The 17,596-nt window shown below is 67.5% G+C and carries 17 protein-coding genes and 1 tRNA gene; 12 read left to right on the plus strand and 6 right to left on the minus strand.

What is annotated here, in order from left to right; all coding sequences use genetic code 11:
- Positions 1–92: 92 nt before the first annotated feature.
- From Q0654_RS14350 to Q0654_RS14370, 5 genes are all read right to left on the minus strand, one after another.
- On the minus strand, positions 93–779 hold the full coding sequence (locus tag Q0654_RS14350; RefSeq protein ID WP_298854957.1) for a histidine phosphatase family protein: 687 nt from the start codon (positions 777–779) through the stop codon (positions 93–95).
- A gap of 12 nt (positions 780–791) precedes the next feature.
- Entirely contained in the window at positions 792–1,226 is a 435-nt protein-coding gene (locus Q0654_RS14355) for a DUF4426 domain-containing protein (protein WP_298854958.1), read from the minus strand.
- Positions 1,227–1,292: 66 nt separating this feature from the next.
- Positions 1,293–1,865, minus strand: coding sequence for a YggT family protein (locus Q0654_RS14360; RefSeq protein ID WP_298854959.1), 573 nt, complete (start codon positions 1,863–1,865; stop codon positions 1,293–1,295).
- Positions 1,866–2,048: 183 nt separating this feature from the next.
- Positions 2,049–2,879: a pyrroline-5-carboxylate reductase gene (gene proC / locus Q0654_RS14365; RefSeq protein ID WP_298854961.1), complete on the minus strand. Its 831-nt coding sequence runs from the start codon at positions 2,877–2,879 to the stop codon at positions 2,049–2,051.
- Positions 2,880–2,955: 76 nt separating this feature from the next.
- Positions 2,956–3,681 carry a YggS family pyridoxal phosphate-dependent enzyme gene (locus tag Q0654_RS14370; protein WP_298854962.1) on the minus strand — a complete coding sequence of 242 codons (726 nt, stop codon included), beginning with the start codon at positions 3,679–3,681 and terminating at the stop codon, positions 2,956–2,958.
- 148 nt (positions 3,682–3,829) lie between these two features.
- Between Q0654_RS14370 and Q0654_RS14375 the strand changes: the two genes are divergently transcribed.
- The 12 genes from Q0654_RS14375 (at position 3,830) to pip (ending at position 15,547) form a co-directional block, all read left to right on the plus strand.
- Positions 3,830–4,867: a type IV pilus twitching motility protein PilT gene (locus tag Q0654_RS14375; RefSeq protein ID WP_091244316.1), complete on the plus strand. Its 1,038-nt coding sequence runs from the start codon at positions 3,830–3,832 to the stop codon at positions 4,865–4,867.
- 160 nt (positions 4,868–5,027) lie between these two features.
- Positions 5,028–6,158, plus strand: coding sequence for a PilT/PilU family type 4a pilus ATPase (locus Q0654_RS14380; protein WP_298854965.1), 1,131 nt, complete (start codon positions 5,028–5,030; stop codon positions 6,156–6,158).
- A 276-nt stretch (positions 6,159–6,434) separates the two neighbouring features.
- On the plus strand, positions 6,435–8,354 hold the full coding sequence (gene thrS, locus Q0654_RS14385; RefSeq protein WP_298854967.1) for a threonine--tRNA ligase: 1,920 nt from the start codon (positions 6,435–6,437) through the stop codon (positions 8,352–8,354).
- 64 nt (positions 8,355–8,418) lie between these two features.
- Complete coding sequence (infC, locus tag Q0654_RS14390; RefSeq protein ID WP_343230141.1) at positions 8,419–8,940, plus strand: translation initiation factor IF-3; 522 nt, start codon at positions 8,419–8,421, stop codon at positions 8,938–8,940.
- A gap of 374 nt (positions 8,941–9,314) precedes the next feature.
- Entirely contained in the window at positions 9,315–9,512 is a 198-nt protein-coding gene (rpmI, locus tag Q0654_RS14395; RefSeq protein WP_298854969.1) for a 50S ribosomal protein L35, read from the plus strand.
- A 15-nt stretch (positions 9,513–9,527) separates the two neighbouring features.
- Complete coding sequence (gene rplT / locus Q0654_RS14400) at positions 9,528–9,884, plus strand: 50S ribosomal protein L20 (RefSeq protein WP_091244325.1); 357 nt, start codon at positions 9,528–9,530, stop codon at positions 9,882–9,884.
- 204 nt (positions 9,885–10,088) lie between these two features.
- On the plus strand, positions 10,089–11,084 hold the full coding sequence (gene pheS / locus Q0654_RS14405; RefSeq protein ID WP_298854974.1) for a phenylalanine--tRNA ligase subunit alpha: 996 nt from the start codon (positions 10,089–10,091) through the stop codon (positions 11,082–11,084).
- An 86-nt stretch (positions 11,085–11,170) separates the two neighbouring features.
- Positions 11,171–13,594, plus strand: coding sequence for a phenylalanine--tRNA ligase subunit beta (pheT, locus tag Q0654_RS14410; RefSeq protein WP_298854976.1), 2,424 nt, complete (start codon positions 11,171–11,173; stop codon positions 13,592–13,594).
- A 1-nt stretch (position 13,595) separates the two neighbouring features.
- Complete coding sequence (locus tag Q0654_RS14415; RefSeq protein WP_298854979.1) at positions 13,596–13,895, plus strand: integration host factor subunit alpha; 300 nt, start codon at positions 13,596–13,598, stop codon at positions 13,893–13,895.
- Positions 13,876–14,241, plus strand: coding sequence for a MerR family transcriptional regulator (locus Q0654_RS14420; RefSeq protein ID WP_298854981.1), 366 nt, complete (start codon positions 13,876–13,878; stop codon positions 14,239–14,241). Before Q0654_RS14415 ends, Q0654_RS14420 begins: the two co-directional genes overlap by 20 nt.
- A gap of 131 nt (positions 14,242–14,372) precedes the next feature.
- Positions 14,373–14,449, plus strand: a tRNA-Pro gene (locus Q0654_RS14425).
- Between the two features lie 156 nt (positions 14,450–14,605).
- Positions 14,606–15,547, plus strand: a complete 942-nt coding sequence (pip, locus tag Q0654_RS14430) for a prolyl aminopeptidase (RefSeq protein WP_298854983.1) — start codon at positions 14,606–14,608, stop codon at positions 15,545–15,547.
- A 272-nt stretch (positions 15,548–15,819) separates the two neighbouring features.
- Here pip and Q0654_RS14435 read toward each other — a convergent pair whose 3' ends face one another.
- The gene (locus Q0654_RS14435; protein WP_298854985.1) at positions 15,820–17,439 is read right to left on the minus strand and encodes an alpha-glucosidase family protein; all 1,620 of its coding nucleotides are present in this window, start codon (positions 17,437–17,439) and stop codon (positions 15,820–15,822) included.
- Positions 17,440–17,596: the final 157 nt, after the last annotated feature.

The following is a 17,596-nucleotide window of genomic DNA, read 5'->3' on the forward strand; positions in this document are numbered from 1 at the left end:
AATGGCCCTGCAAGTCTGGCAAGACTGAGCCAACCGTGTAGTTCAGAGGCTCCCTTACGAATCCCCAATCCCGAATCCCGAATCCCAGCTCTTCAGAAATACGTCCACAGCTCCCGCGCCTCCGCCAGGTGCGGGACGCTGTTCCAGCTCGACAGGCGCATCGCGCCGGTGCGGTGGTGGAACTCGCAGAGCGCGCTGTTGCGCAGGCTGAGGTTCAGTTCGATCGCGCGGGCGTTGCTGGTTTCGAGTGCGGCCTGGGCGAACTGCGAGAGCACGCCGCCAGAGGACACCGCCAGCACGGTTCCGGCGTTCGGATGCAAGCGTTCGGCGCCGGCGCGGGTGCGGGCCTGGAATTGCGACCAGCGCTCGGGCACGCCTTCGATGCGGTCCTCGGTCCAGGCCGTCAGCGCGGCCAGCAGCTGCTGCAGCACCCGGCGCGGGTCGAGCTTGGCTTCCGGCTCGACCCGGAACAGCGACGCGGCCTCGGTGTGCTCGCGCGCATAGCCGTCCAGCACGGCGCGATGGTCGAACTCGTTGAGGTCGGCGTCAAACTCGGGTGCCGGCAGTTCGATGCCCGCTTCCCGGTAGGCCTCGCTCAAGGCCTCCCAGGTCTGGCGGTGGCGACGCATGGCGCCGATCACCACGCGCTCGGGCACCGGCGCATGCTGAAGCAGCCAGCGGCCCAGCCGGCGCGACTGCTCGTAGCCGGCCTCGGACAATTGGTCGTAGTCGGCGGCGGCGTAGGAAGCCTGGCCGTGGCGGATCGCGATCAGGCTCACGCGGGCTCCATGTCAGGGGTGGAAGGTCTGGGCGAAGCGCAGCAGCACCGGCTCGCCGGCGCCCTCGGGGGTGATGCGAAGTTCGAAGTCGAGGCGCTCGCCATCGCTGATGCGCGGCTCCCCGAGGTAGTAGATCGCCTCACCTTCGCGCACCTCACGCATGCGCAGGCTCTGGCGCTGGCCGGCGGCATTGGTGGCGGCGGCCTCGATCACCGCGGTGACGGCGAACTCGCGCGCGTCGTCCTTCTTGATCACCGCGATATTGAGCAGGCCACGGCTGGCCGAGCGGGTCAGGCCGCTGTTGCGCGCCACCTCGGGCGTGATCAGGGTGGAGGGCAGGGCGCTGTAGTGAATGGTGTAGGGGCCGCGGGTGGTGCTGCTCTGTGCCGAAGCGAGAATCGGCAGCAGGGACAGGGCGAGGCCGAGCAGCAGGCGGAACGGTTTCATGGCGGGTCCTCGATTCAGGGATTGCGCGAACGCATGAGACTACGCCGGTCGCACGCGCAGGCGGCGTCAGCGCGCCAGCGCCAGACCGAAGTCGGTAATCGGCGCGATGACCAGCACCCGGGCGAGCGAGATCAGCAGCATCGCCAGCAGCGGCGAGAGGTCGAGGCCGCCCAGATTCGGCAACAGGCGGCGCAGCGGTGCCAGCACCGGTTCGGTGAGCTGCAGGATGATCGGCAGGGCCGGCGAATGCCCCGCCGGCTGGATGAAGCTCAGGATCACCCGCACAAGAATCAGGGCGAAGGCGATCCAGAGCACCAAGCCCAGCGTCTCCGCCAGGGCTACGACCAGTGAGGCGCCAAGGCCCAGGCCGCGCCCCAGCAGGGCGTACACCGCCCACACCTTGATCGTCACGATCAGCCAGGCGACCAGCGCCGCCGAGGTCTCGAAGCGACCGATCGGCCGCAGGACGCGGCGCAGCGGTGTGACCACCGGATGGGTGGCGCTGTACACGAACTGGCAGATCGGGTTGTAGAAGTTGGCGCGCGCCAGCGGCAGGGCCACCCGCAGCACGAACAGGGTGGCGAACAGACCGAACAACACCTCGATCAGGATCACGCCGGCTTGGGCGAAGTAGCTCATGGACGCGGGTTCCGGTGGGCAGTGGGCGAGGGCAGGGCGCGTGTGCAGTCAGTGCTGTCGGCACAGGCCCGCACGGCGGGTGCAGCTTTCCAAGGTTTGGGCGGGCCGGCGGCGATCAAGTCGGTGCCGGCCGGCGCGACCGCGACTGCGCGCCGCGCGACTGCCCGCAGCATCGGCACTGCCTCAGCTCCCTGCCAGCGTGCGCCCGCGCTGCACGGCGGCATTGACGGCGTCGGCGACCAGCGACACGAAGCCGCCGGCCTGGAAGCACTCGACGGCGGCCTGGGTGGTACCGCCCGGCGAGGTCACCCGGCGCCGCAGTTCTTCGGCGGGCTCGCCCGACTCGGCGAGCATGCGCGCTGCGCCCAGCGCGGTCTGCCGCGCCAGCGCCTCGGCGGACTCGCGCGGCAGGCCGTGGGCCACGGCGGCCGCGACCAGCGATTCCACCAGCAGGAAGAAGTAGGCCGGGCCGCTGCCGGACAGTGCGGTGACGACGTCCATCAGGGCTTCGTCTTCGATCCAGCGGGTCAGGCCGGCGCTGGCGAGCACCGCTTCGGCCAGAGTGCGCCCCGCGGCATCGACCTCCGGCGGGGCGAACAGGCCGGTCGCACCCGCGCCGAGCAGGGCCGGCGTGTTCGGCATCGCCCTCACCACGCTCGGCGTGCCCAGCCATTCGCTCAGCCGTGCGCAGGTCAAGCCGGCAGCAACCGAGACCACGACGGCATCGCCCAGCGCACCACGCAGGCCCTCGCAGACCGCCTGCATGACCTGCGGCTTCACCGCCAGCACCACGACCGAGGCGCCAGCGATCGCGTCGCGCCCTTCGGCGCAGACGCGTATGCCGAACTCGGCCTGCAGGCCCTGGCGTAGCGCGTCCTGCGGTTCGGCGACGACGATGCGATCCGCCGTTACCCCCTGCCGGCGCAGGCCCGCGACCAGCGAGCGCGCCATGTTGCCGCCGCCGATGAAGGCGATGGGGCCGGGAGTCGGGAATCGGGAATCGGGAATCGTCATGGGCGGAGGCGAGCGTGCTGGACGCGGCGATGCGGTTGCGACGGGGTGGCAAGGATAGCTTTGCCGGGAGCTGCTTCTATCGATTCTCCATTCCCGATTCTCGATTCCCAGCTCCCCGGGGACCGAACAGGGCGCTGCCCACCCGCACCCGCGTCGCGCCCTCGGCGATCGCCAGCTCGAAGTCCTCGCTCATGCCCATGGACAGGGTATCGATCTGCGGATGCTGCTCGCGCAGCTGCTCGAACAGGTCGTGCAGGGCGGCGAAGCTGCGGCGGCGCATGTCCAGATCGGCGACGGGGGCGGGAATGCTCATGAGTCCCCGCAGGCTCAGGTTCGGGCAGCGGGCGGCGGCCTCGGCCAGGGCGGGCAGGTCGGCAGGTGCGCAGCCGGACTTGCTGGCCTCGTCGTCGATATTGACCTGCAGCAGGATGTCCAGCGGCCCACGGCCACTGGCTGCGCGCGCGGCGTCGAGCAGGGGCAGCAGCTTGGCGCGATCGACGCTCTCGATGCAGTCGAACAGCGGCGCTGCCTGCGCGGCCTTGTTTGACTGCAGATGGCCGATCAGATGCCAGCGCAGGTCGAGCCGTCGCAGCGCCTCGATCTTGGCGGCGGCCTCCTGCACGTAGTTCTCGCCGAAGGCGCGCTGGCCGCTGGCGGCAAGCGCGGCGACGGCCTCCGCCGGCTGGGTCTTGCTGACCGCGAGCAGTTCGACCGCGCGGCCGCGGGCGGCCGCATCGATGCGGTTGCGCAGGGCGGACAGGCGGGCGGCGGCGGGCGTCTCGTGCTGCGACTGCATCGGCATGGCCTGGTCAAGCTTCGGGGCTATACTCCGGGCAGATTCGGCCGTCGCCCGGGGGGCGCGGCTGACGGAGCTGTGGCACAGTCTAGCGGCGCTTCGCAGGCCTCATGGCGGCGCGCGCCGACACTCATCTAGCGGGGATGTGCGACTCATGGATATCGCTGAACTTTTGGCGTTCTCGGTCAAGAACAAGGCCTCGGACCTGCACCTCTCCGCCGGTCTGCCGCCGATGATCCGGGTGGACGGCGACGTCCGCCGCATCAACATCCCGGCGCTGGACCACAAGCAGGTGCACGCGCTGATCTACGACATCATGTCTGACAAGCAGCGCCGAGACTACGAAGAGTTCTACGAAGTCGATTTCTCCTTCGAGATCCCCGGCCTTGCCCGCTTCCGCGTCAATGCCTTCAACCAGAACCGCGGCGCCGGTGCGGTGTTCCGTACCATTCCCTCCGAGGTGCTGACGCTGGAGGACCTCGCCGCGCCGAAGATCTTCCGCGAGCTGATCGAGCAGCCGCAGGGCCTGATCCTGGTGACCGGTCCGACCGGCTCAGGCAAGTCGACCACGCTGGCGGCGATGATCGACCACGTCAACAAGAACGAGTACGGGCACATCCTCACCGTCGAGGACCCGATCGAGTTCGTGCACACCTCGAACAAGTGCCTGATCAACCAGCGCGAGGTGCACCGTGACACCCACGGCTTCAACGAGGCCCTGCGCTCGGCCCTGCGTGAAGACCCGGACTACATCCTGGTCGGCGAGCTGCGCGACCTCGAAACCATCCGCCTGGCCCTGACCGCCGCGGAAACCGGCCACCTGGTGTTCGGCACCCTGCACACCAGCTCGGCCGCCAAGACCATCGACCGCATCATCGACGTCTTCCCCGCCGGTGAGAAGCCGATGGTGCGCTCGATGCTGTCCGAATCGCTGCGCGCGGTGATCTCGCAGTCGCTGCTGAAGAAGGTCGGTGGCGGCCGCGTCGCCGCGCACGAGATCATGGTCGGCATCCCGGCGATCCGTAACCTGATCCGCGAGGACAAGGTCGCGCAGATGTACTCGGCGATCCAGACCGGCCAGAACTACGGCATGCAGACCCTCGACCAGTGCCTGCAGGATCTTGTGAAGCGCGGCCTGGTCACGCGTCAGGCGGCGAAGGAATATGCGAAGGACAAGCGCTTGTTTGAATGAGAGCCGGGATTCGGGAGTGGGGATTCGGGATTGGGAGAGCGCCCTCGTGGCCGTGTTCCGATTCCGTCTCCGCCCGAAGCAGTGAGAGTCCCAGTCGCCGCGCCCGCGGTCGTTCCATCCCGAATCCCCCATCCCGAATCCCGCTCCGAAGGAGCCCGCCATGAGCAGCATCGACTTCACCAGCTACCTCAAGCTGATGTCGCACAAGAAGGCTTCGGACCTGTTCATCACGTCCGGCATGCCGCCGACGATCAAGGTGCACGGGCGCCTGCAGCCGATCACCCAGACGCCGCTGACGCCGCAGCAGTCGCGCGATCTGGTGCTGAACGTGATGACGCCCAGTCAGCGCGAGGAGTTCGAAAAGACCCACGAGTGCAACTTCGCGATCGGCGTGTCTGGCGTCGGCCGCTTCCGCGTCAGCTGCTTCTACCAGCGCAACCAGGTCGGCATGGTCCTGCGTCGCATCGAGACGCGCATTCCGACCTGCGATGAGCTGAACCTGCCGCCGGTCATCAAGACTCTGTCGATGACCAAGCGCGGCATCGTGATCCTGGTCGGCGCCACCGGCACCGGCAAGTCGACCACGCTGGCGGCGATGCTGGGCTACCGCAACCAGAATTCCTCGGGCCACATCATCACCATCGAGGATCCGATCGAGTACGTGCACAAGCACGAGGGCTGCATCATCACCCAGCGCGAGGTCGGTATCGACACCGACAGCTGGGAGAACGCGCTGAAGAACACCCTGCGCCAGGCGCCCGACGTCATCATGATCGGCGAGGTGCGTACCCGCGAGGGCATGGATCACGCCATCGCCTTCGCCGAAACCGGCCACCTGGTGCTGTGTACCCTGCATGCGAACAACGCCAACCAGGCGATGGACCGCATCATCAACTTCTTCCCGGAAGACCGCCGCAGCCAGCTGCTCATGGACCTGTCCATGAACCTCAAGGGCGTGGTGGCGCAGCAGCTGGTGCCCACGCCCGACGGCAAGGCGCGGCGCGTGGCGATGGAAATCCTGCTCGGCACGCCGCTGGTGCAGGACTACATCCGCGACGGCGAGATCCACAAGATCAAGGACGTCATGAAGGAGTCCACGAACCTGGGCATGAAGACCTTCGACCAGGCCCTGTTCGAGCTCTACCAGGCCGGCGAGATCAGCTACGAGGACGCGCTGCGCCACGCCGACTCGACCAACGAGGTGCGCCTGAAGATCAAGCTGGCGCAGGGCGGTGACGTGCATTCGCTGGCCCAGGGCATGGACGGCGTCGAGCTGATCGAGTCGCGCTGAAGTACCCACCCGCCCGCCGCGCGATTTGACAGCGCGCGGCGGGCGGGTCTAGCTTTGCGGCGCTGCGGAGGAGCCTTCCCCAGTCCGTTTTCCGAAACCGATCACCCTCGAGGTGGCCAGGCGGCAACGCCGGTCTAGCGTGCGACATGTCCACTACCGCCGACTGACATTCCCAGACCGCGCTGGCACCCGTAACGAGGGCGCTTGCGCCCTTTTTTGTTGCCTGCCGCCGACGCCCCAGTGGCCCTTGCGCAGGCGCTGCACGAGTGAATACCCATGCTCCACATCACGCTCCCCGACGGCAGCCGCCGTGAATTCGAAGGCCCGGTGTCCGTGGGCGAAGTCGCCGCCAGCATCGGCGCCGGCCTCGCCAAGGCGGCGCTGGCCGGCAAGGTCGACGGCAGGCTCGTCGATACCAGCCATCGCATCCAGTCCGATGCTTCGCTGGAGATCGTCACCGACAAGCATCCGGACGCGCTGGAGATCCTGCGCCACTCCACCGCGCATTTGCTGGCCCAGGCCGTACAGCGCCTCTACCCCGGCGCGCAGGTGACGATCGGCCCGGTGATCGACAACGGCTTCTACTACGACTTCGCCTACGAGCGGCCCTTCACCCCGGACGACCTGCCGAAGATCGAAGCCGAGATGCAGAAGATCGTCGCCGAGAAGCTCGCCGTGAGCCGCACGGTGAAGTCGCGCGACGAGGCGATCACCTTCTTCCGCGGTCTGGGCGAGCACTACAAGGCCGAGATCATCGAATCGATCCCCGCCAACGAGGATCTCTCGCTGTACTCGCAGGGCGAGTTCACCGACCTCTGCCGCGGCCCGCACGTGCCCGGCACCGACAAGCTGCGCGCCTTCAAGCTGATGAAGGTGGCCGGCGCCTATTGGCGCGGCGATTCCAACAACCAGATGCTCTCGCGCATCTACGGCACGGCCTGGTTGAACGACAAGGATCTCAAGGCCTACCTGCACCAGCTGGAGGAGGCCGAGAAGCGCGACCACCGCCGCATCGCCAAGCAGCTCGACCTGTTCCACCAGCAGGAGGAAGCGCCGGGCATGGTGTTCTGGCATCCGCGCGGCTGGGCCCTGTGGCAGACCGTCGAGCAGTACATGCGCGGCGTATACAAGGCCTCGGGTTACCAGGAAGTGCGCTGCCCGCAGATCCTCGACGTCTCGCTGTGGAAGAAGTCGGGCCACTGGGACAACTACAAGGAGAACATGTTCTTCACCGAGTCCGAGAAGCGGACCTACGCGGTGAAGCCCATGAACTGCCCGGGCCACGTGCAGATCTTCAACTCCGGCCTGCACAGCTATCGCGACCTGCCGATCCGCTACGGCGAATTCGGCGGCTGCCACCGCAACGAGCCCTCGGGGGCCCTGCACGGCATCATGCGCGTGCGCGCCTTCACCCAGGATGACGGCCACATCTTCTGCACCGAAGACCAGATCGAAGCCGAGGTCACGGCCTTCCACCAGCAGGCGATGGCGGTCTACCGCGACTTCGGTTTCGAGGACATCTCGCTGAAGATCGCGCTGCGTCCGGACTCGCGGCTCGGTGACGACGCCACCTGGGACAAGGCCGAGAACGCCCTGCGGGCGGCGCTCGGCAGCTGCGGCGTGCAGTGGGAGGAGCTGCCGGGCGAGGGCGCCTTCTACGGGCCGAAGATCGAGTACCACATGCGCGACTCGATCGGTCGCGGCTGGCAGGTCGGCACCATGCAGGTCGACTTCATGATGCCGGGCCGCCTGGGTGCCGAGTACGTCGACGAGACCAGCACGCGCCGGCATCCGGTGATGCTGCACCGGGCGATCGTCGGCTCGATGGAGCGCTTCATCGGGATCCTGATCGAGCACCACGCCGGCCTGTTCCCGCTGTGGCTGGCGCCGGTGCAGGCGGTGGTGATGAACATCACCGACGCCCAGGCCGACTACGTTCGCGAGGTGACCCAAGCCCTTGTCCAGCAAGGCTTCCGGGTTCAGTCCGACTTGAGAAACGAAAAGATCGGTTATAAGATTCGCGAGCATACCCTGCAGAAGATTCCCTACCTCCTGGTCGTGGGCGACCGCGAAAAAGAGGAAGGGCTCGTCGCAGTGCGCGCGCGTTCCGGCGAGGATCTTGGCAGCCTGAAGCTGTCCGAACTGATCGATCGGCTGCGCGCGGAGAACGGACCAACCGCCCGCGACAAGGCGTGATCTCTTTCAGAATCAAGCCCTTGCGTTCAGGTCTGGACCAGCAGCCCAGCACGGAGACACGCGAATCAATACCGAAAAGCTGAACCGCAAGAACCACGAAATCCGGGTGCCGCGCGTGCGCGTCATCGGTGCCGAAGGCGAGAACATCGGCGTTCTGAGCCGCGACGAAGCCCTGCGCATGGCGCTGGACCTGGAGCTCGACCTGGTCGAGATCCAGCCCAATGTCGACCCGCCGGTCTGCCGCATCATGGATTTCGGCAAGTTCCGCTTTGAGCAGCAGAAGAAGGCGAGTGCCGCCAAGAAGAAGCAGAAGCAGGTGGAGCTGAAGGAACTGAAGTTCCGCCCCACCACCGATGTCGGCGACTACGCCATCAAGCTCCGCAACATCCGGCGCTTCCTCGAGGAAGGCGACAAGGTCAAGATCAACATCCGCTTCAAGGGTCGTGAAATGGCCCACCAGGAGCTCGGTCTGGCGATGGCTGCCAAGATCGAGGCCGACCTGGGCGACGAGGTGGTCATCGAGCAGCGCCCGCGCCTCGAAGGCCGCCAGATGGTGATGATGATCGCGCCCAAGAAGAAGCAGTAAGCGTCTTCGAGCAAGACCGCGCAGGCCCCGGCCGTTACCGGCCGGGGCCTTGCGCTTCAAGGGATCCCCGCGCAGGAGGCGGCGGGAGCGGGCCGGGGCCATGCAGTCCCGGAGCGCGCGCAGGGCGGGCAGGAGCCCGCGGCTGACGTACCCGGTTCGCCGGGGTCTTTGCCGGTCGCGGCAGTTTGGCGATCGGCGCCTTTGCGGTGCAGCGATGCACTCGCGCAGGCCTTTCCGCCCGGATCACGGTGCTGCCGTGAGGCGGGCTACAAGCGCGGGATGTGCTCCACAAGCGATGCGGTCGCAGACCTCATCCGCGCATCCCGGGTATCCAAGATCGCAGCGGTCCGCCGCTGCATGCAAAGGAGTTTCCCATGCCCAAGATCAAGACCAATCGGGCTGCCGCGAAGCGTTTCCGCAAGACCGCCTCCGGCAAGTTCAAGTGTGGCCATGCGTTCAAGAGCCACATCCTGACCAAGAAGTCGACCAAGCGTAAGCGTGGTCTGCGCGCCACCAACCACGTTCGTGCGGAGGACGCGGGTCGCGTCCAGCGCATGCTCCCGTACCTCTAAGGGAGGATCGCAACCATGGCACGAGTCAAGCGTGGCGTTACCGCCCGTCGTCGTCACAAGTCCGTTCTCGCGCGTGCGAAGGGTTACTACAACGCCCGCCGCAAGGTGTTCCGCGTTGCCAAGCAGGCCGTTACCAAGGCCGGCCAGTACGCCTACATCGGCCGCAAGCAGCGCAAGCGTCAGTTCCGCGCCCTGTGGATCGTCCGCATCAATGCGGCGGCCCGCCAGTTCGGTCTGTCCTACAGCCGCATGATGAACGGCCTGAAGAAGGCCAGCATCAGCCTCGACCGCAAGGTCCTGGCCGACCTGGCCGTGCACGATCTGCCGGCGTTTGGTGCGCTGGCCGAGAAGGCCAAGGGCGCACTGGCCTAAGGCCGGAGCGTTCGACATCCCGCGGTGTTCGCATCGCGGCTCTCCTGTGGGGAAGGGCATGCTCTTCCCCACAGGCGTTTTCAGGGTCGGGGTTTGCAAGGGGCTTGGCGCGCAGCGCCGCCCGAGGCAGGCTTGCCGACCCACGCCCCGGGCCTCGCGCCCGGGCCAGGCCCGCGAACGCGGGCGCCGTCACGAGCGATGAGCATGAGCGAGTTGGAAGCGCAGGCGCAGAGCGCCGCGAACGAGATCGAACAGGCCGAGAGCATCGACGCGCTGGATGCCATCCGCGTGCGCCTGCTGGGCAAAGCGGGCCTGATCACCGAACAGTTGAAGCGGCTGGGCGCGCTGGGTCCGGAGGCGCGCAAGGCCGCCGGTGCGGAGGTCAATCGCATCAAGCAGGCGCTGACCGATGCCATCGGTGCGCGCCGTGCGCTGCTGGAGAAGGCCGCACTGGATGCGCGTCTTGCCTCCGAGCGCATCGACGTCAGCCTGCCCGGCCGAGGCGCCCGCGCCGGCAGCCTGCATCCGGTCGCACGCGCCGCCGAGCGCATCGCCGGCATCTTCGCGCGCATGGGCTACGAGCTGGCCGACGGCCCTGAGATCGAGGACGACTGGCACAACTTCGAAGCGTTGAACTTCCCGCCGCACCACCCTGCGCGGGCCATGCACGACACCTTCTACTTTCCGGACGGTCGCCTGCTGCGCACCCACACCTCGCCGGTGCAGGTGCGCTACATGCGCGAGCGCCAGCCGCCCTTCCGCATGATCGCGATCGGCAAGGTCTACCGTTCGGATTCCGACCAGACCCACTCGCCGATGTTCCACCAGATGGAGGGGCTGCTGATCGACGAGACCAGCACCTTCGCCGATCTCAAGGGCACGCTGAAGCAGTTCGTCGACGCCTTCTTCGAGCGCGACTTCGCGATGCGCTTCCGCCCGAGCTACTTCCCCTTCACCGAGCCCTCGGCCGAGGTCGACATTCGCTGGGATCGCGAGGACGGCAGCGAGCGGTGGCTGGAGGTGCTGGGCTGCGGCATGGTGCATCCGAACGTGCTGCGTGCCTGCGGTATCGATCCCGAGCGCTACACCGGCTTCGCCTTCGGCATCGGCATCGAGCGCTTCGCCATGCTGCGCTACGGCGTCGGCGACCTGCGCAGCTTCTTCGAGAACGACGCGCGGTTCCTCGCCCAGTTCGCCTGAGGCGAACTGCGGGATTCGGGATTGGGGATTCGGGATTTGTAAGCCGCAGCGGGTCAGGCTCGCGCGGCCTTTGATGGACACAGGCAATGAAGTTTTCCGAGAACTGGCTGCGCGAACACGTCACCGTCCAAGCCTCGCGCGAGGAACTCGCGGCCAGGCTGACCGCGATCGGGCTGGAGGTCGAAGAGATCACCGCGCTGGGTGAGGGCCTGGCCGGCGTGATCGTCGCGCAGATCGTGGACTGCGCCCGCCATCCCGAGGCCGATCGCCTGCAGGTCTGCACGGTCGATACCGGCAGCGGCACGGTGCAGATCGTCTGCGGTGCGCCGAACGCGCGGCCAGGGCTCAAGGCCCCGCTGGCCACCGTTGGCGCCGAGCTGCCGGGCGGGCTCACGATCAAGCCGGCCAAGCTGCGCGGCGTGGAGAGCTTCGGCATGCTGTGCTCGGCCAAGGAGCTCGGCGTCGATGCCGACGCTTCTGGCCTGATGGAGCTGCCGGCCGATGCCCCCGTAGGCGCGGCCTTCGCCGATTTCCTTGGCCTGCCCGACGCCAGCATCGAGATCAAGCTGACTCCGAACCGCGCCGACTGCTTCGGCGTGCGCGGCATCGCCTACGACGTGGCCGCCGTTCTGGGGGCGAACGTCACTCCGCTGGATGTGCCGGCCGCTGCGGTCGAAAGCGCCGATGCACTCACGCTTGAATTGAATGCGGGCGCCGCCGCACCGCGCTACTGCGGCCGCGTCATCGAAGGTGTCGATGCCGCAGCGCCCACGCCGCTGTGGATGGCCGAGCGCCTGCGCCGCTCCGGCATCCGCCCGATCAGCCTGCTGGTCGACGTCACCCAGTACGTGATGCTGGAGCTGGGCCAGCCCATGCACGCCTTCGATCGCGCCACGCTGAAGGGGCCGGTCGGCGTGCGCGCTGCGCGTGCGGGCGAAACCTTGAAGCTGCTGGACGAGCGCGAGGTCACGCTGGACGAGGGCTTCCTCGTCATCACCGACGCCGACCGCGCGGTCGCGCTGGCCGGCGTGATGGGCGGCTGGGACACCCGCGTCACCACCGACAGCCGCAGCGTGTTCCTGGAGAGCGCCCACTTCGCGCCCGAGGCCATCATCGGCCGCGCCCGCAAGCTGGGCATGCACACCGATGCCTCGCACCGCTTCGAGCGCGGCGTCGATCCGGAGCTGCCGCGACTGGCGCTGGAGCGCGCGACCCAGCTGATCCTGGCGCATGCCGGCGGCAGCGCCGGTCCGGTGACGGAAGCGTCATTGCCCGAACATCTGGCCCTGCCGAAGGCGGTGCGCCTGCGTCGTGCGCGGCTGGCGCGCGTGCTTGGCGTGCATATCGCCGATGCCGAGGTCGAGCGCATCCTGCGCGCGCTGGGCATGCAGGTCGAAGCCTTCGACGGTGCTGCGGATGAGCCTGTCGATGCCCTGCGTGGCTTGCACATCGGCGGCGGCTGGTGGGTGACCCCGCCCTCGCGGCGTTTCGACATCGCCATCGAGGAAGACCTGATCGAAGAGGTCGTGCGCATCCACGGCTACGAGGCCATCCCGACCAGCACGCCGACCGGCGCGATTCCGCTGGCGATGCCCAGCGAAACGCGGCTGGGCGAGGGTGAGCTGCGCCGCGCCCTTGCCGGCCGCGGCTATCGCGAGACGATCTGCTTCGCCTTCGTCGAGCAGGCGCTGCTCGATCGCTGGGGTCAGGCGGAGGGCGCGATCGCGCTGGCCAATCCGCTGAGCGCCGAGCTGGCGGTGATGCGCACCGGCCTGCTGCCCGGCCTGGTGCAGGCGCTGGCCCACAACCGCGACCGCCAGGACGCGCGGCCGCGGCTGTTCGAGCTCGGGCGAGTGTTCTGCCAGGGCGAGTCAGGCCCTATCGAGACCCTGCGAGTCGCCGCCGCCGCCTGCGGTCGCGCCGAGGCCGAGCAGTGGGGCTTGCCGGCTCGCGCGCTCGATTTCTTCGACGTCAAGGCGGACCTGGAATCGCTGCTGGCCCTGTCCGGAAATCCTGCGCGCGCCGAGTTCCGTCCGACTACGGCCGGCTTCATGCACCCGGGGCGTGCCGCTGATGTCTGGCTCGAGGGCCGCTGCATCGGCTGGATTGGCCACCTGCACCCGGCACTGGCGAAGGCGCTCGACCTCGACGAGGAGGTGGTGGCGTTCGAGCTCGAGCTTTCACCGGTGCTGGTTCGCGAGCTGCCGCGCGCCCAGCCAGTCTCGCGCTTCCCCTCCGTTCGTCGGGATATCGCCGTGCTCGTCGCCGAGCAGCACCCGTGGTCTGCCCTTCACGACTGCCTGCAGAACGCGCTGGAGGGCCGCGTACAGGGCATCCAGCTGTTCGATGTCTATCAGGGGAAGGGGGTCGAGCCGGGCTTCCGAAGCCTCGCTATAGGCTTGATTTTGCAGGACGTTTCACGCACCCTCACGGATCAGGATGCGGATCAGGCCATCGCCGATGCGGTGGCGGCGCTGTCCAGGACGTTCGGCGCCACGCTCAGGGGGTGACATGGCACTGACCAAGGCCGAGATGGCCGAAAAGCTGTTCGACGAAGTCGGCCTCAACAAACGTGAGGCCAAGGAGTTCGTCGATGCCTTCTTCGATGTGCTGCGCGATGCGCTGGAGACGGGGCACCAGGTGAAGCTGTCGGGTTTCGGCAACTTCGACCTGCGCAAGAAGAACCAGCGGCCTGGCCGCAATCCCAAGACCGGCGAGGAGATTCCGATCTCCGCTCGCACCGTGGTCACCTTCCGTCCGGGTCAGAAGCTGAAGGAGCGCGTGGAAGCCTATGCTGGATCCGGGCAGTAACGCCGAACTTCCGGCCATCCCGGCCAAGCGCTACTTCACCATCGGTGAGGTCAGCGAGCTTTGCCGCGTCAAGCCACACGTGCTTCGCTACTGGGAAACCGAGTTTCCCAGCCTGAAGCCCGTCAAGCGCCGCGGCAACCGCCGCTACTACCAGCGCCAGGACGTACTGACCATCCGCCAGATCCGCGCCCTGCTGTACGAAGAGGGCTTCACGATCACCGGCGCGCGCCAGCGTCTGGAGGCCGACGGACAGCGTCCCAGCCCTTTGGCGAATGACAGCTCGCTGCAATTCCTGCGCGAGGTGCGCATGGAGCTGGAAGCGGTGCTGGAGCTGCTGAGGTCCTGAGACCGTCGACCGCGCAGCGAAGACCTCTGCGCAGCCGAGACAAGTCCAGAACTCTCGTCTATACTTGCGCGCTCTGTGCGGTAGAGGCCCTAAGGCCCACACACGGATCGCGGTATTGATCGGAATCGCGTCGGGGCGTAGCGCAGCCTGGTAGCGCATTTGCCTGGGGGGCAAAGGGTCGTCGGTTCAAATCCGGCCGCCCCGACCATCCGATCCACCGCCTGCTTCAGATCCCTCCGCCCAAGACCACGCTGCGCCGAGCCTCGCGCGGCGTTCGCATGCGTCTGGTCGTCCCGTTTGCGCGGGCCCGTTTGCGACCAAGCCGCTACACTCGCGGGCTCCCTCAACGCAGCGAGCCCCAGTGATGCGCACACTCTTCCCCGCAATCGAGCCTTACGCCAGCGGCGAGCTGGCGGTGTCCGAACGGCACACCCTGTATTTCGAAGAGTGCGGCAATCCCAAGGGCAAGCCGGTGGTGATGCTGCACGGCGGCCCGGGCGGCGGCTGCAGCGCGAAGATGCGGCAGTTCCACGACCCCGCGAAGTACCGCATCGTGCTGTTCGACCAGCGTGGCGCCGGCCGCTCGCGGCCGCATGCCGATCTGGTCGACAACACCACCTGGGACCTGGTCGCCGACATCGAGCGCCTGCGCGAGCACCTCGGCATCGAGCGCTGGCAGGTGTTCGGCGGCAGCTGGGGCTCGACCCTGGCGCTGGCCTATGCCGAAACCCATCCCGAGCGCGTCACCGAACTCGTGCTGCGCGGCATCTTCATGCTGCGGCGCTGGGAGCTGGAGTGGTTCTACCAGGAAGGCGCCTCGCGCCTGTTCCCGGATGCTTGGGACCAGTACCTGAAGCCCATCCCCGAGGTCGAGCGCGCGGACCTGATCAGCGCCTACCACCGCAGACTCACCTCCAGCGACGCCGCGGTACGCGTGGCTGCCGCGCGCGCTTGGTCAGTGTGGGAGGCCGCCACCAGCTTCCTGCACCAGGACCCCGACTTCATCGCTTCGCACGAGGCCGATGATTTCGCGCTCGCCTTCGCGCGCATCGAGAGCCACTACTTCGTCAACGGCGGCTTCTTCGAAGTCGAGGACCAGTTGCTGCGCGATGTTGGCCGCATCCGCCACATCCCGACCACGATCGTTCATGGCCGCTACGACGTCGTCTGCCCGATCCAGAACGCCTGGGACCTGAAGCGCGCATTCCTGGAAGCCGAGCTGGTGATCACCGCCGACGCCGGGCATTCGGCCTTCGAGCCCGCCAATGTGGATGCGCTGGTGGCTGCGACCGAGCGGTATGGGTGAAGAGCCGGGATTGGGGATTCGGGATTGGGGATTCGCAAGGCAGCTCGCGTCAGCTTCTGCCTATCCTCAAATGCATCCGGCTTTTGAGCCCCTCTCCCCATGGGAGAGGGGTTGGGGTGAGGGCCGGGCGGAGCGGAACTGACCCTCGCCTCAATCCCGTAGCTGATGGACTTGTGGGCATCGCCCGAGCAAGTTGAGGAGCCCGCTGCGAGGCGACGTTTGAGTGAGCACATGTTGGGCGTCACCGACTCGCGCCCTTGTGCCCGCACATCTCACTGGCGAATCTGAGCAAACACCGCCCCAAAACCCGGCAGTTCCACGCGGCCCTCGCGCAGCGCGCCGCCGACCAGGCCGTGTCCGTCGAGCGCCTGTGCGCCCTGCGCCTCATCCAGCGCGAGCGTCTGAGCCTCCGCGCTCAGGTTGAACACGCAGAGCAGGCGCTCGCCCTCGAACTCGCGCTCAAACGCCAGCACCGGTTCAGCGGTCGGAAGCACGCGCACCGCGCCCCAGCGCAGCGCCGGCAGCTCGCGGCGGAACGCCATGAAGCGACGGAAGCGCTGCAGTGCGGAGCCGTCGAGGGCTTCCTGCGCCTCCACGCTCAGCGGCAGATGCTCGGCCGGCACCGGCAGCCAGGGCTGGGCCGCGGTGAACCCGCCACGCTCAACGCCGCGCCAGGGCATCGGCGTGCGGCAGCCGTCGCGGCCCTTGAAGTTCGGCCAGAACGCGATGCCGTAGGGGTCCTGCAGCTGCTCGAAGGGAATGTCCGCTTCGGGAAGCCCGAGCTCTTCGCCCTGATAGACGCAGATCGAGCCGCGCAGGCTGCAGGCCATGGCGCTCAGCATCGCGGCCATGTGCGCCGGCGGCTGCGGCCCCCCCCAACGGGTGACCACGCGCTGCGAGTCGTGGTTGCTGATCGACCAGCAGGGCCAGCCCGCGGTCATCTTCGCTTCCAGATCGTTCACCGTGCGACGCACGTGCTCGACGCTGAAATCCGGCGTCAGCAGCTCGAAGCTGTAGCCCATGTGCAGGCGATCCGGGCCGGTGTACTCGGCCATCGTCTGCAGTGAATCCTCGGACGAAATCTCGCCCAGCGCCGCGACCTCGTCGAACTCGTCCATCAGCCCGCGCAGGCGCTGCAGGAAGGCGATGTTCTCGGGCTGGGTGTTGTTGTACCAGTGGTACTGGTAGGCGTAGGGGTTGTCCGGGCTGAAGCCGCGGCCGGTGCGCAGTTCCGCCGGCTTGGCCGGGTTGTCGCGCAGCTGGCGGTCGTGGAAGCAGAAGTTGATGGCATCCAGCCGCAGCCCGTCGACCCCGCGCTGCAGCCAGAAGCGCACGTTGTCCAGCGTCGCCTGCTGCACCTCGGGGTGGTGGAAATTGAGGTCCGGCTGGCTGACTAGGAAGTTGTGCAGGTAGTACTGCTCGCGCCGCGGCTCCCACTGCCAGGCGCAGCCGCCGAACAGGGACAGCCAGTTGTTCGGCGGCGTACCGTCCGGCTTCGGGTCGGCCCAGACATACCAGTCGGCCTTGGGGTTGTCGCGACTCTGCCGGCTCTCCTTGAACCAGGCGTGCTCGCTGGAGGTGTGGCTGAGCACCTGGTCGATCACCACCTTCAAGCCGAGCGCATGCGCCTTGGCGACGAGGCGATCGAAATCGTCGAGCGTGCCGAACATCGGATCGACGTCGCGGTAGTCGGCGATGTCGTAGCCGAAGTCCGCCATCGGAGACTTGAAGAAGGGGCTGATCCAGATCGCATCCACGCCGAGGCTGGCCACGTAGTCGAGGCGCTCTATGATGCCCGGCAGGTCGCCGATGCCGTCGCCATTGCTGTCCTGGAAGCTGCGCGGATAGATCTGGTAGATGACGGCGCCGCGCCACCAGGGGGCTGTGCTCATTTCGGGGTTCCGCATTCGGGGGCCTGGGCGGCGACAGCGTGCAGGCGAGGGGATGTGAAGTTGGCGCCAAGCTTAATCAGCGCGTGCGCCGACGCTGCCCAGCGTGCATACGTATTCATGTGCAGCGGCCTGCGGCTCACGACCTTCGTCGCATGTT

The sequence above is a fragment of the uncultured Aquimonas sp. genome, assembly GCF_937888285.1.
GTDB lineage: Bacteria > Pseudomonadota > Gammaproteobacteria > Xanthomonadales > Xanthomonadaceae > Aquimonas.

Excerpts from the sequence above, each read along its gene's own strand:
- rplT (WP_091244325.1), top strand. The coding sequence starts at position 9,528 with ATGGCACGAGTCAAGCGTGGCGTTACCGCCCGTCGTCGTCACAAGTCC.
- thrS (WP_298854967.1), top strand. The coding sequence starts at position 6,435 with ATGCTCCACATCACGCTCCCCGACGGCAGCCGCCGTGAATTCGAAGGC.
- Q0654_RS14360 (WP_298854959.1), bottom strand. The coding sequence starts at position 1,865 with ATGAGCTACTTCGCCCAAGCCGGCGTGATCCTGATCGAGGTGTTGTTC.
- Q0654_RS14380 (WP_298854965.1), top strand. The coding sequence starts at position 5,028 with ATGAGCAGCATCGACTTCACCAGCTACCTCAAGCTGATGTCGCACAAG.
- pheT (WP_298854976.1), top strand. The coding sequence starts at position 11,171 with ATGAAGTTTTCCGAGAACTGGCTGCGCGAACACGTCACCGTCCAAGCC.
- Q0654_RS14415 (WP_298854979.1), top strand. The coding sequence starts at position 13,596 with ATGGCACTGACCAAGGCCGAGATGGCCGAAAAGCTGTTCGACGAAGTC.
- Q0654_RS14420 (WP_298854981.1), top strand. The coding sequence starts at position 13,876 with ATGCTGGATCCGGGCAGTAACGCCGAACTTCCGGCCATCCCGGCCAAG.
- Q0654_RS14355 (WP_298854958.1), bottom strand. The coding sequence starts at position 1,226 with ATGAAACCGTTCCGCCTGCTGCTCGGCCTCGCCCTGTCCCTGCTGCCG.
- pip (WP_298854983.1), top strand. The coding sequence starts at position 14,606 with ATGCGCACACTCTTCCCCGCAATCGAGCCTTACGCCAGCGGCGAGCTG.
- Q0654_RS14370 (WP_298854962.1), bottom strand. The coding sequence starts at position 3,681 with ATGCCGATGCAGTCGCAGCACGAGACGCCCGCCGCCGCCCGCCTGTCC.
- proC (WP_298854961.1), bottom strand. The coding sequence starts at position 2,879 with ATGACGATTCCCGATTCCCGATTCCCGACTCCCGGCCCCATCGCCTTC.
- pheS (WP_298854974.1), top strand. The coding sequence starts at position 10,089 with ATGAGCGAGTTGGAAGCGCAGGCGCAGAGCGCCGCGAACGAGATCGAA.
- Q0654_RS14435 (WP_298854985.1), bottom strand. The coding sequence starts at position 17,439 with ATGAGCACAGCCCCCTGGTGGCGCGGCGCCGTCATCTACCAGATCTAT.
- Q0654_RS14375 (WP_091244316.1), top strand. The coding sequence starts at position 3,830 with ATGGATATCGCTGAACTTTTGGCGTTCTCGGTCAAGAACAAGGCCTCG.
- rpmI (WP_298854969.1), top strand. The coding sequence starts at position 9,315 with ATGCCCAAGATCAAGACCAATCGGGCTGCCGCGAAGCGTTTCCGCAAG.